We start from the raw sequence: 23442 nt of genomic DNA on the forward strand, positions 1-23442 counted from the left end.
GGAAGTCCTCAAACCGCGAAACCACGTGACTTTTTCCACAGGCTAATTATCAATAGCTCTAAGTTAATGAAAATGGCTAACGTAAAAATGATGGTTTGAGAAAAGCTCAAAATGGCGTTTTCCAGATGCCGTGAAAAGTCAGACGAGTAGGGGTTGACCAATGTTAAACCCCTACTGAATAAATATTTTCTTCAGGTTTTCTGGAACAGATTCTGCCTAGAATTCCTTGTACTGAGAATGCAACGCCTACTCAGACTGAATTGGGTCGTCTTTAGGATTTACCAACTTGAGTAGCTTTTGCTTGATTTGAGAATCATAGACTTCCCATTTCATTTTGGCGTAGGTGGAATTTTCGTTATTACCAGACAAGAAACCCATCGGAATTTCAAAGCCACCAGCCCCTGTACGTCCACCGCCAAAGAATCGGCCTGTGTTATCTTGTCCAAAGGCTTCTTTGATAAACTCATCAGGGTCAAGGGTGAGTTTAGCTGTGCGAAGAGAACCAATGATTACTTCTAACTCGTCTTCGTCGTGAACAATACCGTAAACTACTGCGGTGTGAACGTTTTCTTCTGTCACCAGAAAATCAGCAGCTTGGGGAATCGCATCTCGGTCTTCGTAGCGGATATAACCTACACCAGCAATGGAAAAGTTATTCTGCACGATGCGGTTTTTGAGCGATCGCTCGATCACATCCATTACCCGCTTAGAACGATTTGCCTGTAAAATGGCGTTCAGCAGTTGAGCATCATAAAATCGGCTCAAATAAGCAGCTGCCATGAAATCTTCTTCTTGGGCTTGCATTAGTCGATTGGTATCTGACCGCAACCCATGCATCAAAGCAGTAGCACATTTGACGTGTTGGCTGATGCTGCTATCTAAGGCTAGTAAACCTGATTGCAAATACTGAGTAAAAATTGTGGAAGTTGCTCGCACATCAGGACGAACGTCAACAAATTCTGACTTGTGTTCCGCCTGTAAAGTATGATGGTCAATGACGGCAATTATGGGGATTCCTGCCTGTTGTATTGCTGTCATTAATTGACTTGTGGTTCCCTGGTTATCAATTAAGATGCAACCTTGGTAAGTTGACAAGTCTTTACTTTTGAGTACTTGCGATGTCCAGCGCTGGGCGGGTAATCCAGTCAGCTTCACTAGAGCAATATTTTCTTGATGACTCAGTGTACCAGCATAAATAATTTCGCATTTGATATCATATTGCTGCACAATTAACTGATAAGTCCAAGCGCAAGATAACGCGTCAGGGTCGGGGAAATCTTGTAAAATTACCAGATGTCTCTCATGTCGGTGTGCTAACAGGGTCTTTTGCAGTTCTTCAGATTTCTGAAAAGCCACAGAGTTTCCCCGTTGACCTACATATTTACCATTTTTTCCACCGCCATTAGATGATGGCAATAATGGACTGCTGAGTGGAATTTCCACAGTTTCTTGATCTGTATCAGCATCATCTGGGCTAGATTCTGTGGTTAATAAAAAACTTTCTGATTGCTTCAAGGAAGAATTCAATTGCATAGGGGACATCTTGATAAGTGTGAGCCTCCGTTGATGTGTATAAAAATACTAAGAACAATATAGAACTGATTTTGAGACACATTCTGATCTTCGCAAAAATATGGCGTTTTTGGCATACTTATATGGGTCTATTTTCTGTCAATTAAATTAATGAGCAATCTGCTCAAATCCCCAAAATTGCCTGTAGAAAGTGAAGACCAAGATTTCTAGTTTCAAATATGACCAATATTTCTTTAGTGGTACAAGCCCCCAGATTACCGATGAAATCAATCGAAAATCTTCAATATCTCGACTAATTTCAGCGTTGACGATGAAATTAGTCGTCAAGCCCTCCGCCGCATAGCTGCGCTTACCGCGTAATATCTTGCAGAGAAGGGTCAATCTAAAATTTTCCCGCCCCTAGATTTATCTGTGGAGTCAATCCAAAATTGTATGGCTTTTAACTAAAGTTACTTAGTATTTAAAATATCAGTAAGAGCTTTGATCATATTCCTGATTTTACGGGAATATTTCCCACTGACTTAGTTATTTTACAATATTTTGAGCTAAGATAGGATGCTTGTCTATCGTTTGGCTAAATAATTTGCCATCGTACTCTGCCAGATGTGCGAAAACATCCGGGATGATCTGGAAATAAATTGATGAAAGCCAGATATTGGCTTTCACGATCAACAAGATCAAGATTACCTCTGGCTCATACAGGGCTGTTTGGACAAGCGCAAAAATATGACACCTATCACAGGTGATGATTTCTTTGGCTTTTCAAAATTACGCCTTCAGCGTCAAAGACCAATGACATATTTTTGCCACTCGTTATGCAGTCCACTCTTAAGATGTTTGCTCACCTCAAAATAAAGGCTACTATAAGGTTGGCGTGGAGGATGACGCAAAGGCATATGGGCTTCGTAGGGTGTACGATTGCCTTTTTTGACGTTGCAACGGACGCAAGCAGTAACAATGTTTTCCCAGGTATCACCCCCTCGGCGCGATCGCGGTATAACATGGTCTAATGTCAACTCATCACCGGTATAACCGCAGTATTGACAAGAGTGACTGTCACGGTGCAAGATATTTCGGCGAGTGAGAGGAATTTCTTTGTACGGTACGCGCACATAATGACGCAACCGGATTACAGTCGGTAACGGGAAATCTGAATAAAGAAATTTGCCGTTATGCTCTATGCGTTCTGCTTTGCCTTTAATCAGCAGAATCGCAGCCCGCCGCCAACTGGTGATGTTGAGCGGTTCGTAAGACGCGTTTAGGACTAAAACCTTCCCCATTGGTTAGCGCTCGAGGTTATTAGTTTTACATATTTTAACACTAATCTACCCTTGTGGGGAGATGAAATTAATTTATACTTTCGTCACAATTTGTTTACAGGATCAAGATTTCCCAAAAAATTAACTTTTCACCTCTGCGTTTGCTGTTTATTTTACCGCTTAACTGTTACAGCACAATCAGCGACAAGGATATTCTGGGAATATAAAAAACGCCAAAATTCTCAAAATCATTGCTTCTAAAACTGCAATAGAGGAGGGTTTGGGGGTTGACTATTGATTGAAAATTTGTTACGATGAACTTGATAAGGAAGAACTACGATAAAATAATTAAGAGCTTGTCAAAAACTGTCGAGTATCTTGTGTGAACTCCCGGATCAAGTGTAAACTTTCCTGATTAAATTGATATGGCTTTGAGGGTAGCAAACCAGAATAATTAAATAATCTGGAAGCTTTGCAATGGTGTGATAGGAGTGAAGTGCAATGTTAAGTCGTAACCAAACCCCGACTTTTGCTGATAGTCAGGAGCGTGATACTTATGCTTGGTTCTCGCAACGAGCTTGGGTAGAAATTGATTTAGGGGCGTTATCGCATAATATCCAGCAATTAGTTAGATTTTTATCGCCAAATACCCAGTTAATGGCAGTGGTAAAAGCTGATGCTTATGGACATGGCGCAGTGACAGTGGCTCAAACAGCAGTACAATCGGGAGCAGGTTGGCTGGGAGTCGCTACAGTTCCAGAAGGGATTCAATTACGGGAAGCGGGTATAAAAGCTCCCATTTTGATTTTAGGTGCAACCTACACGCCAGAGCAAATTCAAGCGATCGCTCACTGGAAACTTCAGCCAACTGTGTGCAGTCCCAAACAAGCTTTCATTTTTTCCAATACTTTAGAAACTATCAATGATGGTTCTCTGCTACCCGTACACATTAAGTTAGATACGGGAATGTCTCGGTTGGGAACGAACTGGAAAGACGCTGTGGAGTTTGTGCAGTTAGTCCAGAATTTACCTCATCTTGAAATTGCCAGCATTTATTCCCACTTGGCAACAGCAGATGACCTGGATACCACTTTCATGCAAGAACAGCATAGACGATTTGAGCAGGCGATCGCACAAATTAAAAGCACAGGCATCAATCCACCATGCTTGCATTTAGCCAACTCTGCCGCCACTCTCACCAATCGCGCCTTACATTACGACATTGTACGCGCAGGTTTAGCTATTTACGGACTTTATCCTGCGGCTCATTTACAAAATGTAGTTAACCTCAAGCCTGTTTTGCAACTGAAGACGCGAGTTACTCAAGTCAAAACCATAGCCGCCGGTACTAGGGTGAGTTACGGTCAACAATTTATTGCACCCCAAGAAATGCGCCTGGCTGTGGTAGGTATCGGTTACGCTGATGGGGTTCCGCGTAATCTTTCCCAGAAAATGCAAGTTTTAATTCGTGGTCAGCGCGTGCCACAAGTTGGGACAATTACTATGGATCAGTTGATGCTGGATGTTAGTGCTATTCCAGATTTACAGGAAGGGGAAATAGTCACCTTACTGGGCGAACAAGGTAGAGAACAAATATCAGCTAACGATTGGGCAGAAAAATTAAATACTATTTCTTGGGAAATTCTCTGCGGCTTTAAGCATCGTTTGCCTCGTGTGGCGGTAATGTAGGTGAATTGGGCATGGGGAAATTTATTTTTCCCTTTTCTCTTCCCATTACAGATTTTCTGTGTTACTATTGAAAACTGATGCGGATGTGGCGAAATTGGCAGACGCGCTAGATTTAGGTTCTAGTTCCGAAAGGAGTGAAGGTTCAAGTCCTTTCATCCGCACTTCTCAAATTATGATTAACCTCCAGGACACAACGCCTGGGGGTTTAATTTTGCATATTAATTTAAAATCTGTGTTGCGTGGCGCATCTGTCAACAATTCAAAATTCTGAAAAAATGTATCTATTTTCATTTTATTTCCCGTAATGTAGGGGCGGGTTCATAAATATTTTTATATATAAACGATAATATTGGTAAACCCGCCCCTACATTGTCTATTCAAATATAAACGATAATATTGGTAAATCCGCCCCTACGTTGTCTATTCAAATATAAACGATAATATTGGTAAACCCGCCCCTACAGATATTACCATTTGGACGGATTGTTTGTCTGCTACTGGAACATCAATACCATGTAAAATTAAATTCGTGTTGCACAGATTATAAGGTAAAGGTTTTTTCTCGGTTCCGCGAATAGTGCGTTGCAAAATTTCTGGAACATCAGCACTTTGGAAATGTTGGCGAATATAATCAATTGTTGCAGTTGAAAAATCCGCAGTACCGCAAGCAGGATCAAAGACAATAATAATAAATGAGAGAGATCACTAATTAGCACGATTAACCTAGAAGAGATATCATATCCTGTTCGTACACTTGATAGTCATTCACGGTACGTCTATGAGTTTACCAGTGGCGATCGCCTGTTGCATTCCAGCGCTGACACTGTAGTTATTATCTTTAGCTTCAATTACAGCTAGTGGCACTCCAGGTTTGTGATACAGTACATAATCTGCGCGTTTTTGTTCACCTCGACTGGTAAGCCTACCCCTCACAATCACCCTACCTTTTGTCAGAGTCACTTCCTCACGTATCTGAGTGTTAATATTCCAGCCCCGATTAACTAGCGCCGGTGTAATATACTTTGTACAAATATCACGTTCACTCAGAGATTTTTTGTCAATTTCTTCTGACATAAAAGGGTCAACCTAGAGTTAGCAAAGATACATAGTATTATTACATACAGCACGACAAGTTAACTTTAAATACAGAGGAATGCTACAGCCTATTTAATTTTCCTGGGGATGTAATTGAGCCAAAGCTATCGGCTATAGCTTTTTTGACGATTTCAAAATATACAGAATCATTTTCTGGGTTAAAGCTGGGGGTAAAGCCACAAAGTTGTTTATGGATAGGGATTTGCTGGCTAATGGTCTAGTTAGCAGAGATAATCAGGGAAGATAGGCGATCGCACCTTTAAAAGATTTTGCCCATATTTAACCCCATTATTTAAGATTACGTCCCAAAGTGGGCATCATATAGATAATTGCGTTGAAACGAAGTGGAGCTAAGTTTTATGGTTAATTTATCTAAATTTTTCTTAATTTTACTAAATCAATCATCTCAGATTCGCCCGTTCGATTATATTTAAGTGAAAATACAGAGAAAACTTCAGTTTAATTCTGTCAATTTAGCAGTAATATTTACATAGCTAGCACTTCAAAATCAGTGGCTTTCTTTGCTATTGATTTTTTTTGGGCTGATTTGCTAAATATATCTGCCAATCTCGGCATCAGAAAGTAAAATTACCTGATCTGACTAATTCACGAGATTTGATTATCGGACAAAACCCTGGTTCCATTAAGTTTACCCACAAGTCCCACTGTAAAAGTTTTGTATTTGATACTACAACCAGTTATGAATTAAAATTTATGGGGAATTGTGGCGCAGCTATTGTATAAATTGAGCTGAAGAAATAAAAGTAAAATGAGTACGACCCCTCTAAGTGGCTACTGGTTAACCCAGAAACTACATCCCTTGTCTCTCTTAGCACAACTAACTAGCCGCCATGCTACTGGTTGCTTACGCGTATTTACTAAAACGGCTTCTTGGTCAATTAACATAGAGGACGGCAAACTGACTTACGCCTCTTATTCAGATAGACTGTTTGAGCGTCTTGATCATCAGTTACAACGTTTGAGTCAAGGAATTCCGACTCTGAACAGCGCCACTCGCGTACAAATGCGCCTGATGTTTGAACCGAAAAATGAACATCAGTCTATGCCTTATGCCGATTATCAAGCAATTTGCTGGTTGGTAAATCAGAAGCATATCACACCCACCCAAGCGGAAACCCTGATATATGAATTAGCCAAAGAAGTTCTAGAAACATTTCTCATTTTAAAAGAAGGTAATTATGAATTTTCTCCTGAAAGTTCCTGGGATGAATTACCCAAGTTTTGCCATTTAGACTTGCGGCTACTAGTTGAATACTGTCAAAAGCAGTTACGAAATCGTTCCAATCTCCAGTCACGAGTGAACACGGGTCAGGCTTCCCCAGTTTTACCTCCCACAAAGTCGCCTCAAACTCAGCCCCAATTTCCCAACCAACAACAAATTTCTCAACCCAACACTTTGGAGGCTGGTGAAAACAGCAAACACAACAACTCTCAGCCGGGGGTCAAAAAAAGTCTCTATACAATTGCCTGTATTGATGATAGTCAAACAGTACTGAATTCCATTAAACTTTTTTTAGATGGTAATACATTTTCAGTTGTCACAATCAACGATCCTGTCAAGGCATTAATGCAAATTCTGCGTAGTAAACCAGACTTAATTTTACTAGATGTGGAAATGCCCAATTTAGACGGCTACGAATTGTGTTCTTTGTTACGGAGGCATTCAGCTTTTAAGAATATCCCCATTATTATGGTGACAGGTAGAACCGGATTTATCGACAGAGCTAAAGCAAAAATGGTCAGGGCATCCGGGTATTTGACTAAACCGTTTACACAACCGGATTTACTCAAAATGGTATTTAAATATCTTGATTAATTTATTCATGTCCAGCCGGAAAAGCAGGTAGTGCTGAAAAGTTAACTTAATTATGGCATTTTATATTCAGATTTGGCAACGCCAAAAATTAAGTTTCTTAATAGACAATGTATGTTTTCAGGAGATTAAAGTATGAGTCTTACCTTGGTTGGCAAAATTTTGATTGTAGAAGATTCACCCAGTGAGTTGGAACTGATGAGCTATTATCTGAAAGACAGTGGTTGCAACGTCATCAAGGCAGCTAGTGCCAAAGAAGCTTTAGAAAAAGTTTTATCAGAACAGCCAGACGCAATTGTAACTGATGTAGTGATGCCAGGAATGAGTGGATTTGAGTTGTGCCGTTCCCTCAAAAAAAATCCGATGACTCAAAAAGTCCCAATAGTTATTTGCAGTTCTAAAAATCAAGAAATTGATCGATTATGGGCAATGAAACAAGGTGCTGATGTCTATCTGACTAAGCCATATACACGTGAACAGCTATTGCGTGCTATAAAATCAGTGGTGCTTTAAATTCATGAATAATTCTAGGATATTAGTTAATAAACAACCAAGTGAAAACCATTTGGGAAATAGCTATCTCAAATTTAAATTAAACAAACAGACTACTGCTATTGTATCAATGGATTATACGCAAGAAGCAGTCAGTTTGCCAGTTGAGTCTGTCACTTCCATGCCAAATATGCTGCCTTGTATATTAGGATTGATGAATTGGCGGAGTCGCATAATTTGGGCGATTGACCTACCCCGAATGCTTAATTTAGAATCTTTTGAGCAGAGATTAAAGCAATATAATATCATCGTAATTAAGGTAGAATCACTGCTTTTAGGTTTGGTTGTTCACGAGATTAAGGGTATAACTAAATTCATGCCTGATGATATTCAATCTCCTGTAGGGCAAGTAACATCTAGTTTAGTGCCTTATTTGCGGGGATGTATTGTCAAAGAATCAGAAACATTGTTGGTTCTAGATGCACAATTCATGGTAAAATCTCCGATTTTAAAAAGTGATTGAATAGCTAATAACAGTCGATTGTTAGTTTGCTTATTTATCTATTCAATAAAATCAAAATATGTTTAATCGGACTAACACGGATAAAAGTAGTAACCCTGAAAATCGGACATCTTTTATTGAATCCAAACAAGTTACTGATGCTCAGGTAGAACTGCCCAGTCAGGATAATTCAGAAACGGCTAATCATTATCATCGGAATTATGTGGTGAGAGATATTCAAGGAATCAGTTTAGGAAAAAAAGCGGCCATTGTAGCGATCGCTATCACTACTTTACCAACATTGGCCATAGGTGCGATCGCTTATGGTTTGGCTCATAAATCGCTGACGCAACAAACTAAGCAATCTCATGCGGCGACAGCTACCAGATTAACAGAGCAGGTTAACCGCTTGATGTTAGGGCGATATGAAGATATTCAAATCATCTCTAAATCACCGTTGTTTACAAATCCCACTACAACTACTGCTGACCAGCAAGTTTTTTTAAATAGCTTTGTCAATACTCATAAAGCTTATAACAGTATTACCATCTTTGATCCTGCCCAAAATTTAATTGTGCAATCAACGGGCGCACCTCTAAATAATACCAAGGATGCCCAGAAATTTCAGGAGATTATCCTCAAAGATGCGCCTGTAATTAGTCAGCCAGAAAAATCAGTAATTAATATTACTGCACCCATTAAAAATGCAGTTACAGGTCAAACCATCGCTGTAGTTAGCGCTAATATGCCTGTAGAATCTTTAGCAGCAGCGACGCAGAACTATACAGCTAATGGTAGTCAATATTATTTGCTCGATAGTTCAGGAAAGGTTTTTCTTAGTCCACAAACAGAATTATTAGGTGCAGAATATCCCGGTTTAGCTAAACTGAAAACAGACAATGAAACCGATAGTTTTACAGCAATTAACACTATTAATCAAAAATCAGAGTTAATCAGTTATGTTCCATTAGGCAAATTAGACGGCTTACCTGATTTAAACTGGCAATCACTTTTGATTACAGATGCAGCCATTGCCTTTGCACCTCAAAAACAACTATTACAAACAATAGCTATCAGCACAATACTATTAGCATTAGTTGCGGGTGCGATCGCCCTGTGGATAGCCAAGCTGAGTACAAAACCAATTTTAAATGCCGCTACCGCTTTATCAAAGTTAGCTCAAGGTGAACTCGATACTCGTTGGGAAACAGCAAATCCAGGTGAGTTAAAAACAATCGGTGATAATTTTAACCAAATAGCTGTCCAATTACAGGTTTTAACTAAACAACTAAAAATCATTCGTCCTGGGGAACAAGGTTCTGATCAAACCCTGCAAATGCAACTCCTAGAACTACTCAGTCAAGTAGAAGGTGCTGCTAGAGGTGACTTAACAGTACGCGCAGATGTGACGGCTGGGGAAATTGGCACTGTAGCCGACTTTTTTAATTCCATAGTCGAAAGTCTCAGGGATATTGTCACCCAAGTAAAACAAGCTGCTACCCAAGTAAATCACGCCATTGGTGCGAACGAAACAGCAATCAGCAAACTCGCAGAGGACGCAATTACCCAAGCGGCTGAAATTAACCGCACCCTGGATGCTGTTGACCAAATGACCGATTTCATGAAAATAGTCGCAGAAAACGCCCAAAAAGCCGCAAATATTGCCAATAGTGCTGCCAATACGGCTACGAAGAGTGGACAAGCAATGGATTTGACAGTACAGAATATTCTGGGTTTACGGGAAACTGTAGGTGACACTGCCAAGAAAGTCAAACGCCTGGGAGAATCCTCTCAACAAATTTCGCGTGTGGTGTCCTTAATTAACCAAATCGCCACCCAAACCAACTTACTCGCCATCAATGCCGGGATTGAAGCCGCCCGTGCTGGTGAAGAAGGACAAGGTTTTGCTGTGGTTGCGGAAGAAGTGGGGGAATTAGCCATCCGTAGTGCTTCAGCTACCCAAGAAATTGAGCAGATTGTCGAGAATATTCAACGGGAAACCAGCGAAGTCGTGCAAGCTATGGAAATAGGAACTTCTCAAGTAGTTGAAGGTACTGAAATTGTCGAAGAGGCGAAGCAAAGCCTGAGTCAAATTTTGGACGTATCGCAACAAATAGATTTCTTAGTCCAGTCGATTTCCACTGCAACGGCATCTCAGTTACAAACATCCCAAGCTGTTAGTGAATTGATGCAAGATATCGCTGCTATTTCACAACGTACCAGTGATTCTTCAACTGTGGTTTCTAAATCTTTGCATCAAACTGTAGAGATTTCCCAGCAGTTACAAGAAACTATGGAAACTTTCAAGGTTAGTTAAGCAAATTATGCGTACTTTATTAGCTACTAACGAGTAATCAGGAACTTGCAATTAATCACCTTAGTTAAGGAAGACCAGAACAATTTATGGCTGGAAAATGCTTAACTAATGACCAATAACTAATGACTAATGACTAAATAAAAAACTATGTCAAAGGATAAAGAACTAGAAATCCGGATGCAGTTTCTGGAAGAAGCGAGAGATTACCTGAATGTTTTGGAAGCGGTGTTGCTGGAAATTGACACCAACCATCGCATTGATGTTGATAGAATTAACGCTGCACTGCGAGCGACTCATTCTATCAAAGGCGGTGCTGGGATGATGGGATTTCGGACGCTGAGTGATTTAGCTCACCGTCTAGAAGATTCTTTTAAAGTCTTAAAAACCCGCAAAAATTCTCGCAGTATCGATCCTGAATTACCCAGTTTACTACTGTCTGGAGTTGACTGGTTACGGCAGATAGTCGAATCGGTATCACAAGGAAATGAAATAGAAGAACAGTGGCTAAGTAGCTTTTGTTACCCCGTATTTGACGAACTGCGCGATCGCTTGGGTGAACCCACCCCTGAAGATGCTTCTACGATGTTATCGCCAGAGGATGGACAAGATATTGTCCCCATGCTGTTTGAAACCGAAGTAGAAGGATGTTTGCAGCGTCTAGAGTCAGTTTTAGCAGATAGCGCCCAGCCTTGTCTACAAGAAGAAGTAGCCATTATGGCGGCTGAATTGGGCGGTTTGGGTGAAATGCTGCAATTACCAGCCTTTACGAGTCTTTGTGAATCTATCGGGCATCATATCAGCACTGTTACTAGCGATCGCATTCCCGAAGTCGCTCAGTTAGCATTAGAATTATGGAGGCGATCGCAAGCGCTAATATTAACAAATCAACGAGATAGTTTACCCACACAACTGGAACTAGAACCAGTAGTAAATTATAGCCCCGAACCGCCACAGCCCACAGCAGAGTCCATCACAGAATTTATTGAAGAGGCAGAAGCTACAGAAGATTTAACATCTGTAAATATTCCCGAAGAAAGTGCGGTAGTTTATCCAGAAATTACCACTACAGATGAGAATTTTATCGACCACACAGATGAGCAAATTACTGTTAGCCGAGAACCGGATATTTCAGAAAATACGGTGCGAGTTCCGAGTAAGCAACTTGAGCAAATTAATGATTTATTCGGGGAAATGACCGTCCAGCGTAATGGGTTAAATTCTCAACTAGAAAAATTACGTAAACTCGTGCGTAGTCTCAATCAGCGAGTGCAAACCCTCGACCGAGAAAACCATGAATTACGTACAGCATACGATAAAATCACCAATAAAACTAGCCAGCTATCAATAGAATCAAATAACGTAGAAGATATACCAGAAGCTGATACCTTAACAAAGGAGCGCCATAATAAATTAAACCTGCGATCGCAGGAAGTTATGGAAACCATTATTCAAGTACAGGAAGTTGCCACAGATATTCAATTAAGCGTTGACGATACAGACCAAATAGCGCGGAAACTGAATAAAACATCCAAACAATTACAAACAAAAATTACTCAAATTCGGATGCGGCCATTATCCGATTTAGTCGAGCGTTTTCCTAGAGCTTTGCGTGATTTAAACGTTGAGTATGGCAAAAATGTTCATTTGCAAGTTGAAGGTGGAAAGACTTTAATTGAACGCAGCATTTTAGAAGCTTTAAATGAGCCGATAATGCACTTATTAAGAAATGCCTTTGATCATGGTATCGAAGACCCTAATACTCGCCGCGAATTAGGTAAACCAGAACAAGGATTAATTGAAATTACAGCTAGTCATCGCAGCAATCGCACAATTATTACTATGCGTGATGATGGTCGGGGTATTTCCTTAGAAAAAATTCGCTCCCGTGCCGTAGCGATGGGTTTAGATGATGCTTTAGTCGCTAATGCTAGCGAAGAAGACCTATTATCAATAATTTTTGAACCAGGATTTACCACTTCCGACCAAGTAACAGCCTTATCTGGTCGAGGTGTCGGCATGGATATAGTGCGTAATAACCTCAAATCAGTGCGTGGAGATATTACAGTTGACACTGAGTTAGGAGTTGGCACAACCTTTACTTTGTCAGTACCATTTACACTTTCCGTAGCGCGAGTTCTGCTAGTAGAAAGCAATAAAATGTTATTGGCATTTCCCACAGAAATCATTTCCGAAATATTTTTACTGCCACATGAGCAAGTATCATCAATGGCGGATAGCGAAGTCATTAATTGGCAAGGTGCTACACTACCATTGATTCGCCTTGGTCGCTACTTCCAGTTTAATTGTCCGCGCTACGATAACCCAGAACTCGAAACTCGCCCAGCCATAGATGCTAGCAGTGTCTTAATAGTTAAAGGTAATAATCAGCAAGTCGCCATCCAAGTAGACCGTTGCTGGGGTGAACAAGAAGTAGCCATCCGTCAAGTTGAGGGTAATATATTTCTACCCCCAGGTTTTAGTAACTGCACCATTTTGGGAGATGGTCGAGTATTAGCATTAGTTAATACCAACGACTTACTCTATTGGATTGCGACCAATCAGCCTACTTCTAAAAATAATCAAATCCCATCAGTCAGGTTAAAAACGCCCTTTCTGTCCTTTGATAATAATAAAATATCAGCAGCCCCAGCCAATGACAAAGGCACAATTTTAATCATCGATGACTCAATTAACGTGCGCCGATTTTTAGCCCTAACTCTCGAAAAAGGAGGATATCAAGTAGAACAAGCGAAGGACGGTCAAGATGCCTTAGAAAAATTGGAAAGTGGTTTAAAGGTTGAAGCTGTAATTTGTGATATTGAAATGCCTCGCCTGGATGGATATGGCTTCTTAGGTCGCATGAATTCCAGCATGGAAATGAAAAATATCCCAGTGGCTATGCTAACTTCTCGTAGTAGTAATAAACACCGCCAATTAGCTATGCAATTAGGAGCGCAGGCGTATTTTTCTAAACCTTACAATGAGCAAGAATTATTAAACACCCTGGAAGAAATTATTGGCAATATTTCTGAAACAGCAACTTCTAATTAACTAGAAAGCTATGGGAGACTAGGGGAAAAATAAAATACTAGCTAATTCTTATATATAGTAATTCTATTTGTGAAAATCACAAGGCTCAGATCCCCGACTTCTTTAAGAAGTCGGGGATCTTTTTTTTATAGCAACCGCCAATGTGGTTAGGACCAGCAATTCTCATTTTGAAACGAGTTTTCGCTGTTTCAGCACTCCCCAGATTTGTTGCGAATTGTAAACCCCTCTTTTTGCAAGGGTTTCAATGTCATGAAACCTTAAAATGAGAATTGCTGGGTTAGGACATTGTTGATTGCTAAAAGCCTTGAAGCAACTTGGTTTCTACTCAGCACTTTGCTATAATTAGACAAAATTGCTATATTATGCTGAATTTGAGTAATATATCGAAATAATCAAATATTTATACTTAGTGAATTAATAATAATATCTTAGTAAAAATCTTGTTTTTCGTTGCTGATTTTAATAGTTTGGCTTTGACTTCCGTGAGTTTTCCCGAAGCAGAAATCATGCAAATTATCAAAATCGGTTTTATAAATTCTGAGGCTACGCGATTTAGTTAAATTAGATATGGGAAAACACAGAAGTTAAAAGTCAGAATTTTAATACAGCATATTTCATCTGAGTCATGTACACAGGGGCAAGCAGGATGCCTACCCCCCAACAGTTATAAGATTAAGATGTGTTCTGGATTTACTTACAAAATGCTGTATAAATTGACTAAAAACTAAGCCTCTACTTTGACACCTTTCCAGAAAGCAACATAGCCTTCAAAATTTTTAGCCCTCTCCTTGGCGCTAGGATAGTACCATGCTGCATCTTTGTTGGTTTGTCCATCCACTTCAATACTGTAGTAGCTAGCAACACCTTTCCAAGGGCAAGTAGTATGAGTGTTACTTTCTTGGAAGTATTCTTTTTTAATAGCGTCGGCGGGAAAATAATGATTATTTTCTACAACAATGGTGTTATCGCTTTCGGCTAACACAGTGCCATTCCAAATTGCTTTCGGCATAACTGACTTTGCAAATAAACTTTACATCTAATATTTTGACACTCAACAGGCTGAAACCACGGTAATTATTCAAAATTCAACCTGACGGCTTAAGTAATTGTAGATAAACTGAATGAGTTGTGATACATTCTTGATTTCATGAAAACTTTAATTTTCTGCACTCTTTTATTGGCACTGAGTGGTTGTTTACCAGCCAACAGCACCAATAATGACACTAATCAAGTAGTTTCCAGCAATCCTACTACCGAAAAGCAAGAATTTCAGGCTTTTGGTAATGAACCATTTTGGAGTGTCAAGGTTAGCCCCAGTGAAATTGTCTATTCTTCATTAGCAACCGACGAAAAGCTGACTTTTCCTTATGTCACACCATTGGCTGCTGATGGTCGTTTCCCAGACACAGTGCGAGTGTATCGATTGGGAGATGAAGGTAACACTATCTTGATTATCCGCAAATCTAATGGCTGTAGTGATACCATGTCAGACAATTTACATCCTTATTCGTCACTTTTCATCCGGGGCGATATGGTTTTGGAAGGTTGCGCCCGCAAAAGTTAGCTTAATCCGAAATAAGTTTTTGAACTAGGAGAGGGAGAGGACTAAAGTCCTCTCTACGAGACGCTATGCGGTAAGCGTAGCTATGCCCGCAGGGCTTTACACTACAAACCTTTAATTATTTACGCTGTCGTAGCTAATAGCTATTTTAGGTTTGACATCTGACTGGGACTGAAAACCTTTACTCATACCATAACGGACAGTTTTAAACTCTACATGATTTGTCCCTGGATGATAGAGAGTATAAATTGCTTCACCTGGCTTTCTGCCCACATTACCTACCCCGATAACTTGACGCGCAGACATTTGCACGGTTTGAGGAGATGCTGGACTATCTAGAGTTGTGACTTCTGTAGTAATTGACCCTGCTTGTAACTGGTATTGAAAAGCCAAACCAGAACGACCACAAAACAAGTTATTGGCTTGCATTCGTGATAAGCGGTCTAGCATTTGAATTGGGGGCGTGTCTGGGGTGAGTTCCTCGTCAATTCCTACTGTTGTCCCGTGAATTAACAAGGAATCTAGTTCAAAAAAACCAAAATCTAGGGTCATTAACCATTGCGCCATCGGACGTGAAACGCACTCCCACAGCAATTTAACTGTTTCTCCCCCATATTTTTCCATCAATTCTGTAGGTTCGCTAGTCCCCCCCAGTCCGTGGAGAATAAAACACTGTTCTTCCCACCAACCTTTACAAATCAGTGGTTCCAGTTCTCCAGGTCGGGGGTTTAGCACTCGTTTGACTAATTGTTCAGTTTCGCGCCGGGGTCCGACTAAATCGCCCAAAATATACAACGCTTCGACATGATTCTGACGCTTAATATCCGCCATTACAGCTTCATAAGCTGCCAGATTACCTTCAATTCCGCTTAAAATTGCCCACTTATTCATTTCTTAGTCATTAGTCATTGGTCATTGGTCATTGGTCATTGGGAAATAACAATCTTTCCCTTCATTCTTCATTACCGAGTACAAACATGGGTGGGGTCATCAGCCCTTTCCGCAAATTCCAAACCCTGCGCTAAACGCCACGCAAATATTTTTGGTAAACCTTTTTCAATAATTGCGGCACAGGTTTTCTGATAGTTATAAGGAACTTCCCGCAAATTTACTTTTTGGTTGTCTGTGTCGTAAATTACATAAGTGGCATTGGGTCGCCCATGTCGCGGTTCGCCTACAGAACCAACATTCACAATCCTCTTTAAGGAAGCATTAAAGCTCTTTTCTGTTGCTGCTTTTTCCTGCCCTTGGACACTAATTTTTAAACTACCTCCGTCTAAATTACGCACGTAAGGCACATGAGTATGCCCACAAAAAAGCACGTCTGCATCTGTGTAAAGTACGCGCTCTAAAGCGGCAAAGGCATCAAGTTCTGGTAATAAATATTCGTGGTTACTGTGGGGGCTACCATGAACGAAGGCTAAATTTTCTTCACGTAAACTGTGGGGTAATTGGGCGAAAAATTCTCGGTGTTCTGGATGTATTTCGTTATTCGTCCACTCGTGAGCAATTTTTCCGCGTTTCTCAGCTAATAAGGACGGATAACTACAATCACACGCATTCAAGCCTTCTACTATATCTTCATCCCAACAACCCATACAGGTGGGAATGTCTAAAGCCCGAATTTGTGTAACTACGGCATTGGGATGAGGCCCATATCCCACTAAGTCGCCTAGACAAAAGATTTTATCAGCTTTTTGTTCGTCTATATCTAATAAAACAGCATCTAATGCTTCATAATTGCCATGAATACATGACATGACGGCTATTTTCACTGTATAGTCTCCTCAGTTAGGATCTGTTTTACTTGTTCTTGGTATTGCGCGATCGCACTATCTGACAAATAGCAATCTTGTAATGTTTGTCTAATGGCCGACTCATCTAAGTTTTCTCCCCAGACTTCTAAACCACTGAAACGCTGTGGTCTTCCTTCTAAGTGACGTGGTAAGTCTAATTCCAGAAAATCTGTTGTCGGTACACCTGCGACAAAATCGGCGTATAATGCCCTACCATCAGCAACATCAAAAATTCCCTTAGCACGGCTGACTTGACCATAAGCACCGTGAGATAGTTCATACCAAAATTCATTTAAACTGTCTTCATCGATAACTTGACCATTGGTAGGCGATCGCCAAATCTGATTTTGGATGATAATTGTCTCAATATCTAGCCCTTTGACAATTTTCTCAGCCCAGGTGTGATATTCCGAATCTTTCAGATGTGACGGTAAAACTGCAACAGACTGATATGGGACATTTCCGACAATTTGCTCAATTGATCCTAATTCCAAGTAAAATCCTAGTTCTATATAAATATTCTCCGCCCCTGCTAGCTGGTTGAGAAATTCTACTTCTTGGCCATCACTAAAAACTTTCGCCTCTGGAAACTCCGCACTCAGGCGAATCTGGTCAATGGGGACATTACCAGTTCCAGGACTAAAATAAATTACATTTTCCGCAGAAGCAGTATTACGTAGCTGTTGGCAAATCCAGGTGGTTTTACCACAGCCAGCGGGGCCAGCAACAACGGTAATCATCGGTATATTCATAATTAAATGATAATCATTTTCATGGCACTTGTAACTATGAATCAATTTAAAATCTAAAATTGAGTAACCACAAATGCCAAGATAGATTTAGGTATTTCAGGAGGTCTTATGTCTCTGACTGTCCAAGACTTAGAGAAAATCCAAGCAGCTCATCCTGACTATCGCATGGAATTGGTAGACGGGAACGTAGTTGTTATGAGTCCATCAGGTTACGAGTCGGAAGAAGTAGGAACCGAGTTTGCGCGACTGTTGGGTAATTGGGTAAGACCTCGCCAGTTAGGACGTGTAGCTGGTTCCAGTGCTGGCTTTAGATTACCTAACAAAGATTTACGCGCTCCCGATGTATCATTTATCCGAGCAGATAGGCTCAAACGTTCTACAGAAGATTATGCCGAATTGTTGCCTGATTTAGTCGTTGAGGTAAAATCTAAAACCGATTCCCTAGATAAACTGCGGGAAAAAATCCAAGAATTTATCACCCTGGGGACTCAAATCGGCATTTTAATTGACCCTAGAACCAGAACTATGGAAGTTTACCGTTCTAGTGAGAAAATAGTATTACAAAATAATGATGTGCTGACCTTACCCAACTTACTCCCCGGCTGGGAAGTGAACATTGCCGAAATTTGGTCGCCAGTCTTCGAGTAACGAACTTCCAAATAAAAGAACACTCAACCACTTAACGCAAAAAATCTCTCAAACCCTCTTAACTCTGTGTCCTCTGTGCCTCTGTGGTTCGTTTCTTCCTTGAATTTATTTCGAGGAAATCCCTAATCTTACGCGCAGCCGAAATTACGAATTACGAATTACCAAACCATGACAAATCAAGCTCCTATCCCAGTTATTGTAAACGGTGCGGCTGGCAAAATGGGTCGCGAAGTAATTAAAGCCGTAGCCCAAGCACCAGATTTAAACTTAGTGGCTGCAATTGACACCAGTCCAGAACATCAAGACCAAGATGCTGGAGAATTAGCAGGTTTAAGCGAACCTTTAGAAGTGCCAATTACCAACCAATTTGAAGCCATGCTGGGTTATGTAGCTGGCGATAGAAACTCTCCTCCAGGGGTGATGGTAGACTTTACCCACCCTGATGGAGTTTATGATAACGTGCGGAGTGCGATCGCCTATGGGATTCGTCCAGTAGTCGGGACGACAGGTTTAAGTCCCGAAAAACTCCAAGAATTAGCCGACTTTGCCGAAAAAGCCAGTACAGGTTGTTTAATTATCCCCAACTTTTCCATTGGGATGGTACTTTTACAGCAAGCCGCAGTCACAGCTTCCCAATATTTTGACCATGTAGAAATTATTGAACTCCACCACAACCAAAAAGCCGATGCGCCTAGTGGGACGGCAATTCAAACCGCACAATTACTAGGAGAACTGGGTAAACCTTTTAACACAGCTATTGTCGAAGAGACAGAAAAAATCCCAGGAGCCAGGGGTAGTTTAGCCGAAGAAGGCATTAGAATTCATAGTATCCGCCTGCCGGGACTGATAGCCCATCAAGAAGTGATTTTTGGCGCACCTGGTCAAATTTATACATTAAGACATGATACAAGCGATCGCTCCTGTTATATGCCAGGAGTCCTGCTAGCAATTCGCAAAGTCTCGCAACTCAAGTCCTTGGTGTATGGATTAGAAAAAATACTTTAACTGGCAAACACAGCAATTATGTTAGTTCCACTCACCCGGAAAAAATTTGAACAACTCATCCCCTTCATTGCCACTGGCGCGCAATATAAATACTATGCAGGGAAATTCTCAAATTTTTTGCAGCGACTGTTAATTTCTGTCATCGCCATAGCAATAATTCTGGTAGCGGAAGTTTTGTTGAGACTAGAATTTGGCCCCATTACATTTTTAATTGGAGTCATGGGTGCTTTCTTTTGGCTGTGGTATCCCGTGTTTCAAGCAAGTGTACGGAATGTAAAATGCCGCCGTTATAAATACAGTGGCTTTTTTCGGGGTCGAGTTCTAGATTGGTGGATTACAGACAAATTAATGGGAAAACAAGAAACAGTAAACAACAAAGGTGAGTTAGTAATTGTTGAAAATCGAGAAAAACGCATCAACCTAGAAGTTGGTGACAACACAGGATTTACCGTAGAATTACAAGCACCACTACGTAACTCTCACAAAGTCATAGTTCGGGGTCAAATTGCCGAAATGATAGTCATGTCGAACCGTTCCGACTTAAGCAGCATTGAAGAATTCAGTGACGTATACATTCCCAGCCATGACTTGTGGGTAAACGACTATCCTTATCTCCGAAGAGACTTCTTTAATGAAGTCAGTCGCCGTTTGCGTAAAAAACAACCAGAAAAACCACCCCGCCGTCGCCAGAGAATGGAAGAAGCATAATAAGAACACCTAAAACAATCAACCTCTGTGTTCCCTCTTCCTCTGTGTTCTCTGTGCCTCTGCGGTTCGTTTATTCCCTGATACGCGCTATGCGCGTGTAGCTAAAGCGTAGCGTCTCCTAAAAAAACGTTCATATAGTGAACTATTAATTTTTAACTCTCTCCTGTCCATAGGCTTGCCAAGCCAAATCCACCAGTCCATCAACAATCGCAGACGCGACAACGGCATTACCTTTGCGACTGTCAATGATAATGTGAGGAACTTGAGAATCTTGCAAACCCTCCTTAGCCTTATCAGCATTTACAAATCCCACTGGAGTCGCAATTATTAAAGCGGGCTGGATTTCTTCAGATGCAATTAACTCCACCAAAGCAGTCAGTGCAGTTTGCGCTTGACCCACCACAAAAATCCCCTCTGGGTAACGCTTGGCTAAAGTTTCAATTCCCCAAGCCGCACGAGATTTTTCTTTTTGGGGACGCGTCACCGTTTCCAGACTGCAATAAACTGGATTAGCAAAAGTATTTTGAATATCCTGGGCAATACCTACCTGTACCATCGGCACATCTACCACAATTGTAGTGCGCGCCGCTAAAGCTGCTGCACCAGCTTGTAAAGCACGTTCAGAAAAGCGAATCAGAGATTTATATTCAAAATCAGCCGTGGCATATATTACCCGCCGGACAATCTCATATTCTGCCGGTGAAAAAACATGATCACCTATTTCACTATCAATGATTGCTAAACTTTGAGCATCAGTTACGTGCCATTCCATTGCCATTCAGCTCTGAGATACCAGCTTTCAGCTTATCAGTTTCAGGAACGCTGAGTGCTGAGTATTTTGATTTTTACTCAGCACTGATAAATTCAGGACTCAGCATTAGAAGAAGGACGAGTCAAAAGCGGAGACAGGAAGGCGACTAAAGCGCCAATCAGAAAACCAGAGATATTACGAACTAGAGGCAACCAATCGCTGGTGCGGGTCACCACTGGTCCAATACCAAAGGCAATAAACAAAATTCCCCACAAAGGTGAAAAAATTAACGCCCATTGCCAAGCAAAACCCTGTCCTTCTTTTTGGGGGTGAGCTGCAAATCCACAAATTATTCCCCCCACAACTGAGGTAATCAGTGTCAGTATCCATTGTTCCCTAGGTAGTCCAGGAACCACTGAGCAACCACCTTGAAGTAAACAGCCTTTAACTGAACTTAAGGCTTGTAAAATGGCTTGGTCTTCGCCTTCGTCTCGGACAAAATACAAATTACCGAAGCGGGTTTGTAATTCTATCCAGAAAGTTCGGGGTAGAAGTTCATAAACGGCATCTCCCACACTAAAGCTGAGAATGTTACCGCCACGAGAATCAGCAACTAGCAAAATACTTTTGTCATCTAAACCCCAATAATTAATCACTGCTCGACCTGGGGTGCGGTCATACTGGGTTAATACCCGCAGTTTCCAGCCAGTTTCACCTTCAAATTGCTCTAAATCTGTTACCAGTTCTGATTCTTGAATATCTGTGAGAGTTTTAGCTAAATCTATAACTGGAGTTTGAAAGTTGGGTAATAAGTCAGGATTATCATAAGCCAGTGCTGGAGGGGAGTGCATTACCCACATTGACCCAGCCAAGAAAAATACAGCAATAGATACTAGAGTTCGTCGCCAAAAACAAGACTGCATGGACGTTGTTATATAAATATAGACAGTAGAAGTGAACAAGTTGTTTTAAAAGACTATGGGAAAAGTGATACTTCTTTACACTTGTTTACTTTACTCTAATCTAAGGTATTTAAGCAAAGGTTAGTTATTGGTCATTAGTCATTGGGAAGTTACCATCTTCTCCCCCCTGCTCCCATTCGGCTACGCTCACGGCAAGCCTGCCTCTTCTCCCCTACTCTCTTCTCCCCTACTCCCTACTCCCCACACCCTTCTTAATTTCTCGTTCTCGCAACGTTAGGGGTGGTTTTTCATGAATTGGTAGGCGTTCGACTCGCCTCGCGGGTTTTGGGCGTGTAAAGGACTTCCAAGCAGTTTTCACACCTACAACTAGGCTGCGAGTACTTATCTGCACATTTTTAGCTTGTTTTCTCGCACTATCCAGGCTTTGGTCAACTTGCTTAACAACTTTACCTGCGCTTTGTACACCTTCACTGACATCATCGGTTAAATCTGTGATTTCCATCCCAGTTTTGCGGATGGAAATTAAAGTAGGTGGTAACTCCCGTGAGAGAGTGTCAAACAGCTTTTCTGCACTGCGAGCAGCACGCGCTAACTCCTGCAAAGCGGGTATAGCCGCTACCAATACAGCAGTCAGACTGGCGGCGACTAATAATAAAGACAGTCCCAACCAAAACAGGGGATCAATCACGGTTATGCCATCATATATGAGCGTTACAATTGCTGGGAAAGAGAATCTGAGTCTGTTTGAGCTTGTTGTTGCTTCAAGTTTTGGCTTTCGCGTTGACTAGCATCTACACCAGCTGCGATCGCTTCTTGCAGTTTCTCTAAGGTATCATCCCAATTTCTCACGGCACTGGCAGAAAGTCGATCTGCCTGAATTTGTACACTTGTTGATAAATCTTCTGCTAAATCAGGGATAGCATTAGCAGACTTTTGTAAAATTTTCCGAGTTTCGCGTCCTGTGCGTGGGGCTACGAGCAAACCAGTTAAGGCCCCAATCGTAGCTCCCAGCATGAAACCACCAAAAAATACTCCAGAACGATTATTAGACATATTAATTGTTTCTCTCCTTACACCTATTTTAGGCGTGATATTTCCCCTAGCAAGATTGAAATAATTCTATCTATTTAATTTATTTTGACAATATATCAGCCAAAAATGTTGCTTTTATTTAGCTGCCGTCTTTTTTCTTGATGTCAACCCTTTCCAGTTGAATGAACCTCCCCAGAATCGCTTTCCTAACAATAACAGGCTGATAATTTGACGTACTTGTTGGATTTGTACCTGTAGCTTTTCGTTTCCTTGGCGCAGGCTATGAATTTTTTGCTGGCTAATCCCAATATTTTCAGGTGCTTTATACAATACCCCATGACTATGACGTTCATAGGCGTTTAGTTTATCAGCTATCCGCCCTATCCACTGCTTTAGTTTCCACACTCGCCAAGCTATGTAGAGTAATACCAGTGAAATGAGAGTGTTAATTACGACAACTGTCGTTACCATTATTTATCTTTACCAAGATTATT

General features: G+C 41.0%; 22 protein-coding genes, 1 tRNA gene and 1 pseudogene. 11 read left to right on the forward strand and 13 right to left on the reverse strand.

Annotation, left to right across the window (positions count from 1 at the left end; translation table 11 throughout):
* Positions 1–246: 246 nt before the first annotated feature.
* The gene (locus tag ACM0OW_RS05495) at positions 247–1533 is read right to left on the reverse strand and encodes a DHH family phosphoesterase (protein WP_414549034.1); all 1287 of its coding nucleotides are present in this window, start codon (positions 1531–1533) and stop codon (positions 247–249) included.
* Between the two features lie 782 nt (positions 1534–2315).
* A complete protein-coding gene (locus ACM0OW_RS05500) occupies positions 2316–2813 on the reverse strand; it encodes an HNH endonuclease (protein ID WP_089092309.1) in 498 nt (165 codons plus the stop codon).
* A 480-nt stretch (positions 2814–3293) separates the two neighbouring features.
* Here ACM0OW_RS05500 and alr point away from each other — a divergent pair, with 480 nt between their 5' ends.
* Both alr and ACM0OW_RS05510 read left to right on the forward strand, forming a co-directional pair.
* The gene (gene alr / locus ACM0OW_RS05505) at positions 3294–4481 is read left to right on the forward strand and encodes an alanine racemase (protein ID WP_414549035.1); all 1188 of its coding nucleotides are present in this window, start codon (positions 3294–3296) and stop codon (positions 4479–4481) included.
* A gap of 79 nt (positions 4482–4560) precedes the next feature.
* Positions 4561–4642, forward strand: a tRNA-Leu gene (locus tag ACM0OW_RS05510).
* A 259-nt stretch (positions 4643–4901) separates the two neighbouring features.
* Here ACM0OW_RS05510 and ACM0OW_RS05515 read toward each other — a convergent pair.
* Both ACM0OW_RS05515 and ACM0OW_RS05520 read right to left on the reverse strand, forming a co-directional pair.
* Positions 4902–5171 carry an N-6 DNA methylase gene (locus ACM0OW_RS05515; protein ID WP_414549184.1) on the reverse strand — a complete coding sequence of 90 codons (270 nt, stop codon included), beginning with the start codon at positions 5169–5171 and terminating at the stop codon, positions 4902–4904.
* A gap of 78 nt (positions 5172–5249) precedes the next feature.
* Positions 5250–5555 (reverse strand): annotated as a pseudogene (locus ACM0OW_RS05520) (type I restriction endonuclease); the annotation flags it as partial.
* Positions 5556–6345: 790 nt separating this feature from the next.
* Between ACM0OW_RS05520 and ACM0OW_RS05525 the strand changes: the two are divergent.
* From ACM0OW_RS05525 to ACM0OW_RS05545, 5 genes are all read left to right on the forward strand, one after another.
* The gene (locus tag ACM0OW_RS05525; protein WP_414549036.1) at positions 6346–7413 is read left to right on the forward strand and encodes a response regulator; all 1068 of its coding nucleotides are present in this window, start codon (positions 6346–6348) and stop codon (positions 7411–7413) included.
* Positions 7414–7545: 132 nt separating this feature from the next.
* Positions 7546–7923 (forward strand): response regulator transcription factor, encoded by a 378-nt coding sequence (locus ACM0OW_RS05530; RefSeq protein ID WP_414549037.1) that lies wholly within the window; start codon positions 7546–7548, stop codon positions 7921–7923.
* Positions 7924–7927: 4 nt separating this feature from the next.
* Positions 7928–8425: a chemotaxis protein CheW gene (locus tag ACM0OW_RS05535; protein WP_414549038.1), complete on the forward strand. Its 498-nt coding sequence runs from the start codon at positions 7928–7930 to the stop codon at positions 8423–8425.
* Positions 8426–8483: 58 nt separating this feature from the next.
* Positions 8484–10721, forward strand: coding sequence for a methyl-accepting chemotaxis protein (locus tag ACM0OW_RS05540; RefSeq protein ID WP_414549039.1), 2238 nt, complete (start codon positions 8484–8486; stop codon positions 10719–10721).
* 147 nt (positions 10722–10868) lie between these two features.
* Complete coding sequence (locus ACM0OW_RS05545; RefSeq protein ID WP_414549040.1) at positions 10869–13772, forward strand: response regulator; 2904 nt, start codon at positions 10869–10871, stop codon at positions 13770–13772.
* A gap of 724 nt (positions 13773–14496) precedes the next feature.
* Here ACM0OW_RS05545 and ACM0OW_RS05550 read toward each other — a convergent pair.
* Positions 14497–14781 carry a DUF427 domain-containing protein gene (locus ACM0OW_RS05550; RefSeq protein WP_414549041.1) on the reverse strand — a complete coding sequence of 95 codons (285 nt, stop codon included), beginning with the start codon at positions 14779–14781 and terminating at the stop codon, positions 14497–14499.
* 138 nt (positions 14782–14919) lie between these two features.
* Between ACM0OW_RS05550 and ACM0OW_RS05555 the strand changes: the two genes are divergently transcribed.
* Positions 14920–15336, forward strand: a complete 417-nt coding sequence (locus ACM0OW_RS05555; protein ID WP_414549042.1) for a COG3650 family protein — start codon at positions 14920–14922, stop codon at positions 15334–15336.
* A 111-nt stretch (positions 15337–15447) separates the two neighbouring features.
* Here the strand turns inward: ACM0OW_RS05555 and ACM0OW_RS05560 are convergent, their stop codons facing one another.
* The 3 genes from ACM0OW_RS05560 to ACM0OW_RS05570 all read right to left on the reverse strand — a co-directional run bounded on the left by ACM0OW_RS05560 (position 15448) and on the right by ACM0OW_RS05570 (position 17881).
* Positions 15448–16224: a metallophosphatase gene (locus ACM0OW_RS05560; protein ID WP_414549043.1), complete on the reverse strand. Its 777-nt coding sequence runs from the start codon at positions 16222–16224 to the stop codon at positions 15448–15450.
* Positions 16225–16295: 71 nt separating this feature from the next.
* Positions 16296–17108, reverse strand: a complete 813-nt coding sequence (locus ACM0OW_RS05565; RefSeq protein ID WP_414549044.1) for a metallophosphoesterase family protein — start codon at positions 17106–17108, stop codon at positions 16296–16298.
* A complete protein-coding gene (locus tag ACM0OW_RS05570) occupies positions 17105–17881 on the reverse strand; it encodes a GTP-binding protein (RefSeq protein WP_414549045.1) in 777 nt (258 codons plus the stop codon). Before ACM0OW_RS05570 ends, ACM0OW_RS05565 begins: the two co-directional genes overlap by 4 nt.
* Positions 17882–17989: 108 nt before the next feature.
* Between ACM0OW_RS05570 and ACM0OW_RS05575 the strand changes: the two genes are divergently transcribed.
* From ACM0OW_RS05575 to ACM0OW_RS05585, 3 genes are all read left to right on the forward strand, one after another.
* Positions 17990–18529, forward strand: a complete 540-nt coding sequence (locus tag ACM0OW_RS05575; RefSeq protein ID WP_414549046.1) for a Uma2 family endonuclease — start codon at positions 17990–17992, stop codon at positions 18527–18529.
* A 168-nt stretch (positions 18530–18697) separates the two neighbouring features.
* Positions 18698–19534 carry a 4-hydroxy-tetrahydrodipicolinate reductase gene (gene dapB, locus ACM0OW_RS05580; protein ID WP_414549047.1) on the forward strand — a complete coding sequence of 279 codons (837 nt, stop codon included), beginning with the start codon at positions 18698–18700 and terminating at the stop codon, positions 19532–19534.
* An 18-nt stretch (positions 19535–19552) separates the two neighbouring features.
* Positions 19553–20242: a phosphate ABC transporter permease gene (locus ACM0OW_RS05585; protein WP_414549048.1), complete on the forward strand. Its 690-nt coding sequence runs from the start codon at positions 19553–19555 to the stop codon at positions 20240–20242.
* Positions 20243–20387: 145 nt separating this feature from the next.
* Here ACM0OW_RS05585 and ACM0OW_RS05590 read toward each other — a convergent pair whose 3' ends face one another.
* From ACM0OW_RS05590 to ACM0OW_RS05610, 5 genes are all read right to left on the reverse strand, one after another.
* Positions 20388–21014: a precorrin-8X methylmutase gene (locus ACM0OW_RS05590; RefSeq protein ID WP_414549049.1), complete on the reverse strand. Its 627-nt coding sequence runs from the start codon at positions 21012–21014 to the stop codon at positions 20388–20390.
* A 92-nt stretch (positions 21015–21106) separates the two neighbouring features.
* Positions 21107–21916 (reverse strand): TPM domain-containing protein, encoded by an 810-nt coding sequence (locus tag ACM0OW_RS05595; protein ID WP_414549050.1) that lies wholly within the window; start codon positions 21914–21916, stop codon positions 21107–21109.
* A gap of 226 nt (positions 21917–22142) precedes the next feature.
* Positions 22143–22604, reverse strand: a complete 462-nt coding sequence (locus ACM0OW_RS05600) for a hypothetical protein (protein WP_414549051.1) — start codon at positions 22602–22604, stop codon at positions 22143–22145.
* A 23-nt stretch (positions 22605–22627) separates the two neighbouring features.
* The gene (locus ACM0OW_RS05605; protein ID WP_414549052.1) at positions 22628–22969 is read right to left on the reverse strand and encodes a YtxH domain-containing protein; all 342 of its coding nucleotides are present in this window, start codon (positions 22967–22969) and stop codon (positions 22628–22630) included.
* A 114-nt stretch (positions 22970–23083) separates the two neighbouring features.
* Positions 23084–23419: a hypothetical protein gene (locus ACM0OW_RS05610; RefSeq protein WP_414549053.1), complete on the reverse strand. Its 336-nt coding sequence runs from the start codon at positions 23417–23419 to the stop codon at positions 23084–23086.
* Between the last annotated feature and the right edge of the window lie 23 nt (positions 23420–23442).

Origin of the sequence: Anabaena sp. CCY 0017 (assembly GCF_963920885.1) — a bacterium.
GTDB lineage: Bacteria > Cyanobacteriota > Cyanobacteriia > Cyanobacteriales > Nostocaceae > Nodularia.